Raw genomic sequence first — 15,467 nt, forward strand, 5'->3', positions numbered from 1 at the left:
TTTCTGCCTTAGAAGAGAAAGAATTACGTGCTAGCGAAAACTCTTACTCATCACTTTTTGCAATCAACAAACTTACTTTTTCTTTTCTGTTTTAGCAGCTGGTTTTTGGTCGTCTTTTTTCTTGATAACAGTAGTACCTTCAAAGGTTTCACCTTCAACATAAGGTTTACCGTGGAAAGAAGCCAATAACACATCTTTAAGCTCAGAAATTAATGGGTAACGAGGGTTTGCACCAGTACATTGGTCATCGAATGCATCAACAGAAATCGCGTCAAGTTGTGCGACAAAATCTGCTTCAGCAACCCCTGCTTCTTTGATAGATAGAGGGATATCCAACGCAACTTTCAACTCTTCTAACCAAGTAAGTAAACGCTCGATTTTCTGAGCGGTACGGTCGCCAGCTTGAGAAAGACCCAAGTGATCTGCAACTTCAGCATAACGACGACGAGCTTGTGGACGGTCGTATTGTGAGAAAGCAGTTTGCTTAGTAGGGTTATCATTTGCATTATAACGAACGGTGTTCGAGATAAGCAGTGCATTAGCAAGACCGTGAGGTAAGTGGAACGCGTTACCTATTTTATGTGCCATTGAGTGACAAACACCTAAGAATGCGTTAGCAAACGCTACACCAGCAATAGTTGCTGCATTGTGTACTTTTTCACGAGCGATTGGATCATTTGCTCCATTCGCATAGCTTGATGGTAGATATTCTTTAAGCATTTTAAGCGCTTGAAGAGCTTGGCCATCAGAATATTCGTTTGCAAGAACAGAAACATACGCTTCTAATGCGTGAGTCACGGCATCGTAACCACCAAATGCAGTTAGAGACTTAGGCATATTCATTACTAGGTTGGCATCAACAATCGCCATTTGAGGAGTTAACTCATAATCGGCTAGTGGATACTTAGCACCTGTTTTGTCGTCGGTAACAACAGCAAATGGTGTCACTTCTGAACCAGTACCTGAAGTGGTAGTGATACAAACAAGTTCGGCTTTTTGACCCATTTTAGGGAACTTGTAAATACGTTTACGAATATCCATAAAGCGCATTGCTAGTTCTTCGAAATGCGTTTCTGGGTGCTCATACATTACCCACATGATCTTAGCCGCATCCATTGGAGAACCACCACCAAGCGCCAAAATAACATCTGGTTGATAGCTTTGCATTTGAGCTGCACCTTTTTCAACAACAGATAGCGTTGGATCCGCTTCTACGTCGAAGAAAGTTTGTACTTCCATACCTTGCGCTTTTAACAGGCTAACAATTTCATCTGCATAGCCATTGTTAAATAAGAAGCGGTCAGTAACTAAAAATGCGCGTTTCTTACCTTCTAAGTCACCAAGAGCGATTGGAAGACTACCACGGCGGAAATAGATTGATTTAGGTAATTTATGCCACAACATGTTTTCAGCTCTCTTAGCAACAGTTTTCTTGTTGATTAAGTGTTTAGGTCCTACGTTTTCAGATATAGAGTTACCACCCCATGAACCACAACCTAGCGTTAGAGAAGGTGCTACGTTAAAGTTATACAGGTCACCAATACCACCGTGAGTCGTTGGAATGTTAACAAGAATACGAGCTGTTTTTAACTTGTCACCAAAATAACGAATACGATCTGCGTTTACATCTTGGTTAGTGTAAAGACCCGATGTATGACCGATACCACCGATTTCTACCATAGTCACTGCTTGTTCTACTGCATTTTCAAATGAAGACGCACGGAACATACCCAGTGTTGGAGATAATTTCTCATGAGCAAATTCATCATCATAAGACACTTCACCCAAACCTTCACCAACAAGAATTTTAGTATCTGCTGGCACTTTAACACCTGCCATTTCGGCGATTGCAGTAGCCGGTTGCCCTACGATTTTAGCGTTTAGCCCGCCATCAATTAACAGAACTTTACGCACTTTATCTGCATCAGCTTTGCTTAATACATGACCTTTGTGAGTAGCAAAACGTGATTTAACTTCGTCATAAACTTCGTCCATAACAATCACAGCTTGCTCAGAAGCACAAACTACACCGTTATCAAACGTCTTAGACATCAGGATTGAAGCAACGGCACGCTTAACATCGGCTGTATCATCAATAACAACAGGAACGTTACCAGCGCCAACACCAATAGCTGGTTTACCTGAAGAATACGCGGCTTTAACCATACCTGGACCACCAGTCGCAAGGATAAGCGCAATACCATCATGTTTCATAAGTGCATTAGAAAGCTCAACCGAAGGTTGATCAATCCAACCAATAATATCTTTTGGTGCGCCAGCTTCAATTGCCGCATCTAAAACAACTTTAGCCGCGTCATTAGTCGAATTTTTCGCACGTGGATGTGGCGAGAAGATAATACCGTTACGAGTCTTCAATGAGATTAAAGATTTGAAGATAGCCGTTGATGTGGGGTTGGTTGTTGGAACAATACCACAGATAATTCCTACAGGTTCTGCGATAGTCATTGTGCCCATGCTGTCATCTTCATCTAAGATGCCACAAGTTTTTTCATCTTTGTATTTGTTATAAATAAACTCAGAAGCAAAGTGGTTTTTAATTACTTTGTCTTCAATAATACCCATGCCAGACTCCGCAACCGCTTGCTGAGCAAGAGGTATACGTGCTTGGTTAGCAGCAAGAGAAGCCGCACGAAAAATTTTGTCTACTTGTTCTTGAGAAAAAGTAGCAAACTCTTCTTGTGCAGCTTTCACTCGTGCAACTAAAGCATCTAGTTCGGCTAAATTGGTTACAGGCATAATAAATCTCCATAAAATAAAAAATATTAAAAAACTCTTTATTAAGACTATTGAAGCGCTTTCAATTCGATAGTGCATTCAATTCAATGTGCTTTTCTCACTGGGATAAACACACATTTTGTAGCACAACACTAAGTACTCAAAAGAAAAGACTCTACAAACTTAGTAAATAGCTTTCGGGGTTGATTATAATATTTCGAGCCTCGAAAGAAATTGACTCAGATCAGTTCTGAGAATTTAATTACCTATTTATGGTTATTAAATTTCAGTAAAAACCCTAAGCTATTGTTTTTAAATAAAAATAAATGCAATTTAAATTCCTAATTATAGCGAAATAAATTGATTAATTATGACAAAAAACCACAGATTATTAGAACCTTTCACTTTTTGTACAACATTCGAACAGAAGTACATCAAATACGTGCTACTAAAATAGTATATAAGCTGTGATTTACATCACCACCATCTGCGCCTTTTTTTTACTAAAACGTGCTTTTGTCTACAATAATTCTCATTCATATGACAGTCTTTGCATCACCTGGCTTTTAATTATTGGTAATGAAATTGATTAGTAATAAATTTATGTGTTTTACTTTCAAAATGACGAATAACCTCTTATCAGGCTAGCATAGAGTCAAGAGACTAAGCTTAGGCGTACATTATCTTGTCTGGTATTGTAGTATTAAGATATAAAGACGATTATTGGAAGTCATAGTGGAACATCATCATTCGAAAGCAGAAACACTGAAGCACAAAACTTATGTAGTCATTTTTGGTACGCACACCTTGGCGGGGAAAATTTTTGATATCTGCTTGATTATCGCGATCTTACTCTCCTTATTAGTGCTGTTGCTTGATTCAGTGGCGGCAATAAGCAAAGAATGGGCAGGTACCTTTAATTTACTGGAGTATGGCTTAACCTGTCTATTTACATTAGAGTATTTAGTGCGACTTTGGTGTTCACCCAAGCCAGTAGCTTACGCAAAAAGCTTTTACGGAATCATTGATTTTCTTGCCATTTTACCAACTTACTTAGCCATCCTTTTTCCATCCGCTTCATTTTTGAGTGTCATTCGATTAATTCGAGTGTTGCGAATTTTTCGAATACTAAAGTTAGTAAGATACTTACAAGATTCGAATATACTGCTCAAGTCACTGCTTATGTCACGCAGAAAAATATTCATTTTTTTCAGCGCAGTTGCTGTTTTAGTTACCATCTTTGGCGCGTTGTTGTTTGTCATTGAAGGTCCCGAACATGGCTTTACCAGTATGCCTCAAAGCATCTATTGGGCAATCGTAACCATCACAACCGTAGGTTATGGCGATTTAGTTCCTCAAACTGAGTTAGGTAAGGCGATTGCCGCTATCACTATGCTGCTAGGCTACTCTATTTTAGCGGTACCTACTGGCATTATTACCGCAGAGTTACATCAGGAAATGAATTCGCACAAAACCTTAGTTAAGTGCCCTAATTGTATGAAGAACGGCCATGATTCTGATGCCATGTTCTGTAAGCATTGTGGCAGTGAATTGGCCGATCCGGATAACCGAGTACATGTAGAGCAATAAAGTAATAAACAATTTTCCTTTCACTGAGGCTATAAAAAAAACGCACACTATAATTAGTGTGCGTTTTTTCTAAATTTAACCCTTTATTATCAGGATAAATATAATTTTGCTAACGATGATTATTCTACAAATTACTTTGATTCTAGAATAATACGTAACGTTCTACGAAGTGGTTCTGCAGCACCCCATAATAGCTGATCACCAACGGTAAATGCGTTTAAGAAATCGTTACCCATCGTCATTTTGCGCAGGCGACCAACAGGAACAGATAATGTACCTGTTACTTGTGCTGGGCTTAATTGCTCTGCAGTAATATCACGCTCATTTGGAATCACTTTTACCCAATCATTATGCGATGCGATAATGTCTTCTATCTCATCCATTGGTACATCTTGTTTCAACTTAATGGTCAATGCTTGTGAATGACAACGCATAGCACCAATTCGTACACAAGTACCATCAATTGGGACTGGACTGTCTTGCAAGCCTAAAATTTTATTGGTCTCAACAGTGGCTTTCCACTCTTCTTTGCTTTGGCCGTTATCACGTTTAACATCAATCCATGGAATTAATGAGCCAGCTAAAGGCACACCAAATTGATCGGTTGGGAAAGAAGAACAGCGAATGGTCTCTGCAACTTTGCGATCGATATCTAAAATCGAACTGGATGGGTTAGCTAACTCAGAAGACACTGAATCGTTGATAACACCCATTTGTGAGATCAGTTCACGCATATTTTTCGCACCAGCACCTGATGCAGCTTGGTAAGTCATGGCACTCATCCACTCGATCATGCCTTTTTCATACAAGCCACCTAAACCCATTAACATCAAACTAACGGTACAGTTACCACCAACAAAAGTATTGGTTCCTTTAGCAATACCTTGTTGAATTTGTTTAAGGTTAACAGGGTCTAATGCAATAATGGCATCATCTTTCATTCGAAGTGTTGATGCAGCGTCTATCCAATAACCTTTCCAACCGGCTTGACGTAAAGCTGGAAAAACTTTTTCTGTGTAGCCGCCACCTTGGCATGTAATAATTGCGTCGAGCTGTTTTAAGCTGTCTATATCGAACGCATCTTGCAGTAAACCCGCTTCTTTTCCTAAATTTGGAGCCGGTATACCAATTTGAGATGTACTATAAAACACAGGTTCAATATGATCGAAATCTTTCTCTTCTACCATACGCTGCATTAATACAGAGCCGACCATACCACGCCAGCCAACTAAACCTACTCTCATCATTATTCTACACTCCGTGTTAATTCGTTAGTTATTCGTCATCATTAATTATTTGCACATAAAAAAACAAGTTTTTTTTCTATCAATATGAAAATACCTTACTCGATGCTTCATTTCTATAGCCAAATTGGCTGAAATTGTCCCAAGTTCATGCGACTCACATTGACCAGAACGATGTTCAAGTTAACTACCTATTGTTGTTCATTTTTTATGTGTTGTTTTTACGCGTTAGTTGGTCTTTGAGGTTTGGCGGAATGCCTTTAATAGTCAACGTATCCGTTTCTGGATCATAAAACACGCGTTCGCCTAAAAGTAGACTATCAAAGTTAATAGAGAGCCCGCCACCAGCACCAACATATTTGGTTAGCTTTCTTACTGTAGTGCGATCCGCTGGGAAAGTTTCTTCCAACTGATAGCCTCGATCTTGGGTGTAATCAAGAAAACTGGTTCCATCTGTACTGACAGGCAATTCACCTGAGAGCTCTTTTACTTCTAGCTCTTCATTGGCTTTAATTTGATCACTGCAATAATCAAAGACTTGTTTTTTATAGTTGGTGGTTTCTTCCTTATCCAACTGTACATCAGTACAATAATCATCCACCGCCTGCATCAAGACTAAATTCTGTTGTTTTACATCTAGCCCAACTTCTGCTTGCAGAAAATCTAAGAAAAAATCTGCGACTTTTCGTCCAACTCTTCCTTTGATATACGATAAATACCGATTTGACTCAGAATTAGTTTCAAAAGTCGATAAATCGATTCTGGCTGCAATATCCATTTTGTTAATATCGAGATAATCGGTAGCATCAATATTAAGCCCTTCCGTTACCTTCAAACTCTGGTTGGATGGCAACAAAGCAACAAACAAATACTCCGTCGCCAGCGATTGATACTCCGCCAAAACCAAAATGCCTTCATCGGCAAAAGGGTACTTTATTAGCTCCCCTTTGAGTCGTTCAGCGCAATTTTGAGAAAAATCGTAAAAATTTTCGTTTCCTTGACGTAATTGTTGCAACCAGTGCTTAAAATTGCTGTCTGATTGAAAAGTGCCAAAGCCTTTTCCTGCTTTTGCATTAAAAACACGATGAAGTTCTGAAACCAGATCTTGAGTAAAGGTATTGTTTTCAAGCGATTCGGTGCGGTATTTGACCGTCAACTCATCCTGATCGTTTTTTGCAAGCTGATGCAGGATGACATTTGATATATTTAGGCTCATAGTGAATAAATTATTGTTTCGATTTCAGTTGTGATGAAGAGTAGGTTATCATAAGCCGCTTTTACTATCATTATTAGAGTTACTATGCCGATCACATCAAAATACAGCGATGACCAAATAGAAATTATTCTTACCGAAATCGCGGCAGTTTTAGACAAACATAACGCAAGCTCAGAGCTTTCACTTATGCTTGCAGGTAATATTGCAACTAATGTTTTAAATACTAATGTCCCTGCGTCTCAACGTAAGGCCATAGCAGAAAAATTTGCGCAAGCGCTGCTTTCCTCTGTGGAAGAAGGCAAAGCTCATTAAAACAATTCATTAATACAATAAGAACGAAAAATACATGGTAGATAGTGGAAAAACATATGGCGAACGAGTATCCCAATTAGTTAGTTGGGGCCACTGGTTTGCTTTTTTCAACATAATTGCTTCTATGTTGATAGGTACGCGTTATATAAGCCAGTCTCCTTGGCCTGACACTCTATTTGGCCAACTTTATTTAGTTGGCTCTTGGGTAGGTCATTTCAGTTTTTTAATTTTCGCTCTGTACCTACTGATCTTATTTCCACTATCTTTCATTATTCCATCAAGAAAACTATTTCGATTTATTGCCGTCTGTTTTGCTACTGTTGGTTTGACCTTGTTATTGCTTGATACTCAAGCATACCAGCAAGTCCATTTACATCTCAATCCTGCGGTATGGGAACTATTATTAGAAAAAGACCAAAGTAATATTGCGACGGAGCTACAACAACTGTTTATTGTTCTGCCTATTATATTTTTACTGCAACTTGCTCAGTCTGAATGGATTTGGCGTAAACATAGAAAACTCAAACATAAACGAATTGGTCGCTCTATCACGACCTTATTTTTTGTCTGTTTTGTATCAAGTCATCTGGTTTATATTTGGGCGGATATTACTTTTTATAAACCTATTACAGCGCAAAAAGCTAATTTTCCATTGTCGTATCCGATGACAGCACGAACGTTTATGCAAAAACATGGGCTAATCGATACTGAAGAATATAATAAACGCTTAGAAGAAAACGAGAAGTTAACGGAATTAATCCGCTATCCTGTAGAACCATTAACGTATGATAGTAAAGCCAAAAATTATAATGTAGTTATGATCATGGTAGAAAGTTTACGAGGCGACTTTGTTACGCCCGAACTTATGCCACAACTAAGTGAATATGCTAGTAATAATTTAATGTTTGCCGATCACTACAGCTCAAATAATGATGCTGGTAGTATTTTTGGATTATTTTATGGCATACCAACTAACTATCAAAAAAGTATTATTTCTCAACAATTACCACCGGTACTATTGGATGAAATGACCAAACGTAAATACTCGTTTGGTTTATTTAGCCACGACAAAGCAGTTGACGATAACACCAGAGAAGGTAGTGAGCGTTCTAGAGAATTTATCTTTAAATCTACAGGCCAACAGATCCAGTACGCAAGCAATGATCATGCGGACAATGGTGATGAGAACACTGGGAATGCAGACAATGATTATGTAGACAACAGTAGCGACGCAATAACGCTCTTAAATTGGTCTGCTTGGTTGCAAAAACAAGCGAAGACACCTTGGTTTAGTTATGTTGAGTTGTCCACTCTAAGTAACTATGAAGAGTATGACCACAATACCTCTGAAGGTAGTCCAGAACAAAAACTGCAAGCCGCGTATTCTCTAGCAGCGAAAAAAACCGATCATTTATTAGCGAGTGTATTTGAGACGCTTGAACAACAACAGTTATCGGACAATACCATTGTAATTATCACCTCAAATCACGGTATAGAGTTTAACGAGACAAAAACCAACAGTTGGGGAGCCGATAGTAATTACAGTCGCTATCAACTTAATGTGCCTTTAGTCATTCATTGGCCAACTAAGCCCCCTCAAAGATTCACCTACAAAACTAGTCATTTCGACCTATCTGTTACTCTGTTGCAAGATCTATTTGGTGTGTCCTCCAACCCTCAAGATTACAGCAGTGGTCAAAGTCTGCTAAATAAATCATCGCGAAAATGGATATTAGCGGGCAATCGACGCAACATTGCTCTTATTACCGATGACTATACGACAGTGGTCGATCAATATGGTAACTATAAAGTTTATGATAATAATTACCAGCGGGACAAAGATTCTAAGACCAAATTATCTATATTGATGCTTGGTTTGTCAGAATTAAAACGTTTCTATAACGATTTTTAATTAACATTGATATTGATTTGAACAATATTTGCGCTAATTTGATTAAGTTGACGCTGACAAACGCGAGAAGTTAATAAAATTGACACTCGGTTGGATAAAAATACATCAAACAACATTATCAGGGGTTTACAAGCAAAACTAACCTCTATATTATTCGTACCACACGGAGAGATGGCTGAGTGGCCGAAAGCACCTGACTTGAAATCAGGCGACGGGCGACCGTCCTAGAGTTCGAATCTCTATCTCTCCGCCACATTTTAAAAATCCCACTGCATGCAGTGGGATTTTTGCTATCTATTGGTTATTCAAATATTGTTGCTCGAAAGTCACGGGGTCCTCAATATAAGACGCGACACAATTTGCACATATGCAGGACTTCCGTTGTAACTCTAATGGAACTAATTGCTGCAATTGTACAGGTATCATTGTTACGTTACACCAACATGCACTTGGGTCACTCACCATACAATTATTGCCTTTTTTACAAAACGGGCAAATTTGATCATCATTCATAGGCAACTCTCTGTTATCAAAAGCTATATCGTTTGTTAAACACGATATAACTTTTTAAAGGTAGTCTTTGTTGTTAAAAAATCTTTGTAGCGAGACATTATCTTTTGGCTCTAAATCCGTACTACAGCGGATTAAACTAATTAGTTACTTAAGCCAATAGCAACAGATAGACTGAACGTCAGATGATAGCATTTAATCATGTTCGTTTATGCTATCGTTGAATTTAAAAAGTTTGCCTCCATATTTTCTGTTATGAATCCTATTTTCAACGCACAAAATCACGTTGTAGTGTGATTTTTTTACCGCACAGTTTGGAGTTATCTAATGGCAACTATTCTGATTACTGGCGCAAACCGAGGTATTGGTTTAGCACTAACGAAAAATTATTTACAACTTGGTTGGCAGGTTCATACCACTTTTCGCGATGGCAACAATGCGCAAGAGTTACTTGCACTCATGGAGGAAAAGCAATCTCTTCATTGCCATCAACTTGATGTTACTGACTATCAACATCTCAATGTACTAGCAGAGCGTTTTCCTCCTATCGATGTTCTGGTCAATAATGCCGGATATTATGGGCCAAAAGGAACAGAATTTGGCAACACAAATGTAGAGGAATGGCGAAAAGTATTTGAAATTAATTCCATCGCACCACTTAAATTAGTGGAAGCGCTTTACCCACGACTGCAACAAGCAGAGCATAAAAAGATCATTTGTATTTCATCCAAAGTCGGAAGTATGACCGAGAATACATCAGGAGGAGGATACATCTATCGCTCATCTAAAGCCGCATTAAATTCAGTGGTTAAAAGCTTAAGCAATGACCTTTCTTCAGAAGGAATTATTACGGTGGCACTCCACCCTGGTTGGGTTCGTACCGAAATGGGCGGACCTAATGCTAGCATTTCAACTGAACAGTCCACCCAAGGGATGATAAAGGTCATCGATTCATTGCAGGCAGAAAACTCTGGCGAGTTTATTAATTATGACGGAACACGTTTACCTTGGTAATTAACGCTTTTTACGAGTGAACTTACTTTTACGCCTAGTTCTAGCTCGTTCTACCTGTGGTAAATTTTTAAGTGCATCGGGAACTGGATTAGTTTTAACACCTTGCATTAAAACTGATAATTTTTGCTGTAAACCAGACATAAAAGGTTGGTAAGCTTGATTTCGCTCTACCATTCCTTGTAACTGATGTTCCCAATGTGCTGTCATATCAGGGAAAGTCGATTCATTTGGTAGAGCATGAATCAGGCCCTTCCCTGCTTGACTACTTAAAATCGATTTCCCTTGTCGTGTAAGTAATTTGCGTTTAAATAGAGTATCGAGAATACCTGCCCTCGTTGCCTCTGTTCCAAGACCATCGGTTTCTTTGAGTATTTTTTTAAGTTGTTTATCTTCAACAAAACGGCCTATTCCGGTCATAGCCTGTAATAAAGTCGCTTCTGTGAAGTGTTTAGGTGGTTCAGTTTTGCGATCTTTTACTTCACCTTCTCGACAAACAAGCTGACTATTTTTCGCTAAAGGAGGCACCATATCAAAAGCGGTTTCATCACTATTGTCTTTTCCCATTAATGCCTTCCACCCTGGCTCAATCAATTTTCGTCCTTTGGCAATAAAGCAACCTCCCGCAATATCAAAAACTAACTTTGCTTCAGCATAAACCGCTGACGGATAAAACTGCATTAAATATTGTCTTGCGATTTGTTGATAGATTTTCACTTCATTTGCAGATAAAGCATGGCTAGGAACTTTCTTCGGCGTCGGGATTATTGCGTGATGAGCCTCGACCTTTTTATCATTCCAAGCTTTAGAGCGAATAGATAAGTTCGCATCATTAACGGCTTTACTCAGATCTTGAGCGTTAGTTTCTATAGCCGCAATCACTGAGCCTGCTTGCGCATAGTGTTCGTTGGGTAAGTATCGATTATCAGACCGCGGATAAGTAATTAATTTATGCTTTTCATATAATGACTGGCAGATATCCAACACATCTTGTGCACTTAAGCCGTATCGCTTAGACGCATCAATTTGTAACGCTGATAATGAATAAGGCAACGGGGCGGATTGTTTGGTTTGCTTTTGCTCTGATTCAGCGACGATCGCCGGCTGATTTTTGATTCGATTAGCGACATTTTCTACTAACTTACGATTTAATACTCGCCCTTCATCATCTTGCCATGGTTGACAAGCCTCGCTTGGCTTCCAACGAGCACGAATATCAATGGACGATAAACCATCTTGATAAGGAATTAACGCATGTAAGGTGAAATAGTCTTTAGCAACAAAATTTTCGATCTCTTCATCTCGACGTACCACCAAACCAAGTACTGGGGTCTGTACTCGCCCAACAGATAACACGCCTTGATAACCTGCTTTCTGTCCTAATAAAGTGTAAGCACGCGACATATTCATCCCATACAACCAGTCTGCCCTCGATCGAGCTAAAGCAGAAACTGACAAAGGAATAAACTCTTTGTTGGTGCGCATTTGGCTTAACGCTCTTTTTACTGCAGGAAGGTTTAAATCACTGATCAGTAAACGTTGCACTGTCGCTTTTCGCTTAGCCGTGACTTTTAAGTAATCGATAACTTCATCCACCAACAACTGTCCCTCTCTATCAGGATCACCGGCATGGATAATTTGGTCACACTCTTTAAGTAACTTACGAATAACGGTTAACTGCTTACTAGCGGCTTTTCGTGGTCTTAACTGCCACTGCTGTGGGACAATAGGTAAATCGTCTAGGTTCCATTTTTTATATTTTGGGTCGTAAACATCCGGTTCAACTTGTTCAAGTAGATGGCCAATGCACCATGTAACAATATCGCCATTGCCACAACGAATATAACCGAGCTCTTTTTTTTGTGGATTAGGCAGGGCGGTTGCAATTGCTCGTCCCAAACTCGGTTTCTCCGCAATAAAAAGTCGCGCCATATGTTGTTATCCGTTTATATAAAAAATAAGGGCTAGATTATCCAATCTAGCCCTTACATTGCAAGAAATACTGTAAATTTATACAGTTTCTAGTGATCGTTTTTAAATTGCTTCAATACAAAACTATTGATTTTAACCGTAGCGAGCTCTGTGTTTATAGATACTCAACATATTGGCTTAAATCACGTTTAGGAGCACTCATTGGCGTACATCCTGGTGTACCCAAATATAAGAAACCAACGATTTTATCATCACCGCTTAGACCAAACGCTTTATGAACTTCTGGATGAAACATCCACGGCCCTGAGCGCCAAAACCCTTGAAACCCTTGCGCCACAGCGGCTAACTGCATTGCTTGCACTGCACAACCTGCGGATAAGTGCTGCTCAAATGCGGGAACTTTTTGGTGTTCTTTAACATTAGCGATGACAGTAATCACCATTGGTGCACGAAAAGGTGCGTTGGTTAGCTTTTCCACTACCGCCGGATCACTCTTTTCAATCTGAGCCGCATTAACCAGTATATTGGCTAATTTTTTTAATCCATTCCCTTCAGCAATAACAAAACGCCATGGTGTTAATCCACCATGATCAGGAGCTCGTAATCCTGCCTTTATTATATTCTCTAATGCCGCACCTTCAGGTGCGGGTGAAGATAATTTAGCAATAGAACGACGATTTAATAACAACTCCAATGCATCCATGTGGGCCTCTTCAAGCTTATTTATTAGCAATATATAGATAGAAATTAACCATACAACAGGCGCGAATGATTATCAATAACAACAATTATGAGCGTTTTAATACAATAATCAGGTTTACAGTTTCATAGCAACCTCTAGCCCTTGTCGTATCGCTCTAACTGCATCAAGTTCACCCGCTTTATCCGCGCCCCCAATAACATACAGTTTTCCTTGTAATTGTGGCCATTTTTCCTCAAACGGACGGACCGATTCTTGGCCGGCACAAATAATAATTTTATCTGCATCAAGTCGTTGCTCTAGCGGTCCTTGTTGATCAAACTTGGCTTGTTGAGTTGTCTTTGCTTGCTGTTCTATCATGAGTCCATCGTCATCAATATTTAGATAACGAACACCTCCAAGCAAAGCCACCCCCCTTTTTTCTAATGTTCTTCTGTGGATCCAGCCCGTTGTTTTCCCCGGCCCTTTTCCAACTCGGCTATTTCGGCGCTGCATCAACCATACTTTACGCTCACTTATTAATTCTGGATGAGGGTACAATCCTCCTGGGTGGCTCAATTCCGTATCCACACCCCAACTATGCAGCCAATCATTTAGATCATGCCCTTCTGGCTCAGTCAGCATAGTGGCAATATCGATACCAATACCACCCGCGCCAACAACCGCCACTTTATTGCCTACCGGTGTTTTTTCTCGAATTAAGGTTTGGTAGTCCACCACTTTATTTTGATTCTCTATTCCGGGAATGTCAGGCATTCTGGGTTCGACACCAGATGCCATAATTACTACATCATAAGTCGATAAATCTTCAAATTTTGCCGCCGTATCTAATTTAAGGTTCACACCGGTTTCATCAATACGGTTGGCAAAATAACGAATGGTTTCGCGGAATTCTTCCTTACCAGGAATCTGCATCGCTAATCTAAATTGACCTCCAATTCGATCTGATTTTTCAAAGAGATCAACATGATGTCCACGTTCAGCCGCAATAGTGGCCGCGGATAAGCCCGCTGGACCAGCACCAATAACCGCTACTTTCTTCACTTCAGTTGCAGGCAAAATAACCAATTCAGTTTCATAACACGCTCTTGGGTTGACTAAACAACTGGCCCGTTTGGCTTTAAATATGTTATCTAAACAAGCTTGATTGCAACCAATGCATGTATTAATAGATTTCGATTTATCTTTCTGGGTTTTTAACACAAACTGTGGGTCGGCTAAAAACGGACGTGCCATCGATACCATATCAGCATGACCAGCAGACAAAACACGTTCAGCATCTTCTGGTGTGTTTATTCTATTACACGTTACTACGGGTACTTTAAGGTGTGGTTTTAGTTGTTCCGTTACCCAAGTAAAACCCGCTCGAGGCACTTGAGTAGAAATCGTTGGAATACGAGCCTCATGCCAACCTATACCACTATTAATAATAGTAACACCTGCGTTTTCTAATGCTTTAGCCAACAAAATAACATCTTCGAATGTGCTGCCTTCTTCGACTAAATCAAGTAATGACAGACGAAAGATAATAATGAACTCCTCCCCTACTGCCTTACGAATCGCTTTAACAATTTCTAACGGAAACCGCATACGTTTTTTATAAGTGCCTCCCCAATCGTCATAACGCATATTGGTTCGCTTACAAATAAACTGGTTAATCAAGTAGCCTTCCGATCCCATAACCTCAACACCATCATAACCAGCTAATTGCGCGAGTTGGGCACTATTTGCAAAAGCATCAATGGTTTTCTTTATTTGTCGCTGATTCATTTCACTTGGTGCAAATTTTGAAATAGGTGCCTTCATTGCTGAAGCACTTTGCGAAAATGGATGCATTGCATACCGTCCCGCATGCAATATTTGCAATGCGATTTTACCACCATGATCATGCACCGCTTTAGTCACAACTTGGTGCGCTCTGGCATGCTTAGGCTTGCTAAATTCCGCGCTAAATGGGTGTAACCGCCCACGCAGGTTTGGTGAAAACCCACCAGTTACAATCAACCCAACTTGTCCTTTTGCTCTTTCTGCATAAAATGCAGCCAAACGCCCTAACCCTTCTTTATGTTCTTCTAGACCTGTATGCATTGATCCCATCAGGACGCGATTTTTCAGTTGAGTAAAACCTAAATCAAGAGGCTGTAATAAGTTTGGATACATAATTGCTTCACTTGTATTTTGTGGCAGTTCCAACATTTGGTGGTCATTTTTTATTACTCATCTTGAGTATAACGACTGGTTGGACCGCTTTTTATTATGGTGAAATCAGAGTATTCACTCTTAAAACAAAAATCAAACAAGTGT

General features: G+C 39.6%; 11 protein-coding genes and 1 tRNA gene. 5 read left to right on the forward strand and 7 right to left on the reverse strand.

Annotated features, from left to right (window positions below):
* Window positions 1-72: 72 nt before the first annotated feature.
* Window positions 73-2,757, reverse strand: coding sequence for a bifunctional acetaldehyde-CoA/alcohol dehydrogenase (adhE, locus tag R3X26_RS01805; protein WP_317715400.1), 2,685 nt, complete (start codon window positions 2,755-2,757; stop codon window positions 73-75).
* Window positions 2,758-3,471: 714 nt separating this feature from the next.
* Here adhE and R3X26_RS01810 point away from each other — a divergent pair.
* A complete protein-coding gene (locus R3X26_RS01810) occupies window positions 3,472-4,326 on the forward strand; it encodes an ion transporter (protein ID WP_317715401.1) in 855 nt (284 codons plus the stop codon).
* 131 nt (window positions 4,327-4,457) lie between these two features.
* Here the strand turns inward: R3X26_RS01810 and asd are convergent, their stop codons facing one another.
* On the reverse strand, window positions 4,458-5,570 hold the full coding sequence (asd, locus tag R3X26_RS01815; RefSeq protein WP_317715541.1) for an aspartate-semialdehyde dehydrogenase: 1,113 nt from the start codon (window positions 5,568-5,570) through the stop codon (window positions 4,458-4,460).
* A gap of 208 nt (window positions 5,571-5,778) precedes the next feature.
* The gene (yejK, locus tag R3X26_RS01820) at window positions 5,779-6,786 is read right to left on the reverse strand and encodes a nucleoid-associated protein YejK (protein ID WP_317715402.1); all 1,008 of its coding nucleotides are present in this window, start codon (window positions 6,784-6,786) and stop codon (window positions 5,779-5,781) included.
* 84 nt (window positions 6,787-6,870) lie between these two features.
* Between yejK and R3X26_RS01825 the strand changes: the two genes are divergently transcribed.
* The 3 genes from R3X26_RS01825 (at window position 6,871) to R3X26_RS01835 (ending at window position 9,263) form a co-directional block, all read left to right on the forward strand.
* Window positions 6,871-7,098 (forward strand): YejL family protein, encoded by a 228-nt coding sequence (locus R3X26_RS01825; RefSeq protein ID WP_317715403.1) that lies wholly within the window; start codon window positions 6,871-6,873, stop codon window positions 7,096-7,098.
* Between the two features lie 34 nt (window positions 7,099-7,132).
* Window positions 7,133-9,010 (forward strand): DUF3413 domain-containing protein, encoded by a 1,878-nt coding sequence (locus tag R3X26_RS01830; RefSeq protein WP_317715404.1) that lies wholly within the window; start codon window positions 7,133-7,135, stop codon window positions 9,008-9,010.
* 165 nt (window positions 9,011-9,175) lie between these two features.
* Window positions 9,176-9,263: transfer RNA gene (locus R3X26_RS01835), tRNA-Ser, on the forward strand.
* A 41-nt stretch (window positions 9,264-9,304) separates the two neighbouring features.
* Here the strand turns inward: R3X26_RS01835 and R3X26_RS01840 are convergent.
* Window positions 9,305-9,523: a cysteine-rich CWC family protein gene (locus tag R3X26_RS01840; RefSeq protein ID WP_317715405.1), complete on the reverse strand. Its 219-nt coding sequence runs from the start codon at window positions 9,521-9,523 to the stop codon at window positions 9,305-9,307.
* A 324-nt stretch (window positions 9,524-9,847) separates the two neighbouring features.
* On the opposite strand from R3X26_RS01840, the gene R3X26_RS01845 reads away from it, so the two are divergent.
* Complete coding sequence (locus R3X26_RS01845) at window positions 9,848-10,534, forward strand: SDR family oxidoreductase (protein ID WP_317715406.1); 687 nt, start codon at window positions 9,848-9,850, stop codon at window positions 10,532-10,534.
* Here the strand turns inward: R3X26_RS01845 and R3X26_RS01850 are convergent, their stop codons facing one another.
* From R3X26_RS01850 to R3X26_RS01860, 3 genes are all read right to left on the reverse strand, one after another.
* Window positions 10,535-12,463: a DNA topoisomerase III gene (locus R3X26_RS01850; protein ID WP_317715407.1), complete on the reverse strand. Its 1,929-nt coding sequence runs from the start codon at window positions 12,461-12,463 to the stop codon at window positions 10,535-10,537.
* A gap of 154 nt (window positions 12,464-12,617) precedes the next feature.
* Complete coding sequence (locus R3X26_RS01855) at window positions 12,618-13,166, reverse strand: NAD(P)H nitroreductase (protein ID WP_317715408.1); 549 nt, start codon at window positions 13,164-13,166, stop codon at window positions 12,618-12,620.
* 114 nt (window positions 13,167-13,280) lie between these two features.
* Entirely contained in the window at window positions 13,281-15,323 is a 2,043-nt protein-coding gene (locus R3X26_RS01860; RefSeq protein WP_317715542.1) for an NADPH-dependent 2,4-dienoyl-CoA reductase, read from the reverse strand.
* Window positions 15,324-15,467 lie beyond the last annotated feature (144 nt).

The organism is Vibrio sp. TH_r3, assembly GCF_033101115.1.
GTDB lineage: Bacteria > Pseudomonadota > Gammaproteobacteria > Enterobacterales > Vibrionaceae > Vibrio.

Coding starts and splice junctions, on each gene's coding strand:
- adhE (WP_317715400.1), bottom strand. CDS start 2,757: ATGCCTGTAACCAATTTAGCCGAACTAGATGCTTTAGTTGCACGAGTG.
- asd (WP_317715541.1), bottom strand. CDS start 5,570: ATGAGAGTAGGTTTAGTTGGCTGGCGTGGTATGGTCGGCTCTGTATTA.
- yejK (WP_317715402.1), bottom strand. CDS start 6,786: ATGAGCCTAAATATATCAAATGTCATCCTGCATCAGCTTGCAAAAAAC.
- R3X26_RS01825 (WP_317715403.1), top strand. CDS start 6,871: ATGCCGATCACATCAAAATACAGCGATGACCAAATAGAAATTATTCTT.
- R3X26_RS01830 (WP_317715404.1), top strand. CDS start 7,133: ATGGTAGATAGTGGAAAAACATATGGCGAACGAGTATCCCAATTAGTT.
- R3X26_RS01840 (WP_317715405.1), bottom strand. CDS start 9,523: ATGAATGATGATCAAATTTGCCCGTTTTGTAAAAAAGGCAATAATTGT.
- R3X26_RS01845 (WP_317715406.1), top strand. CDS start 9,848: ATGGCAACTATTCTGATTACTGGCGCAAACCGAGGTATTGGTTTAGCA.
- R3X26_RS01850 (WP_317715407.1), bottom strand. CDS start 12,463: ATGGCGCGACTTTTTATTGCGGAGAAACCGAGTTTGGGACGAGCAATT.
- R3X26_RS01855 (WP_317715408.1), bottom strand. CDS start 13,166: ATGGATGCATTGGAGTTGTTATTAAATCGTCGTTCTATTGCTAAATTA.
- R3X26_RS01860 (WP_317715542.1), bottom strand. CDS start 15,323: ATGTATCCAAACTTATTACAGCCTCTTGATTTAGGTTTTACTCAACTG.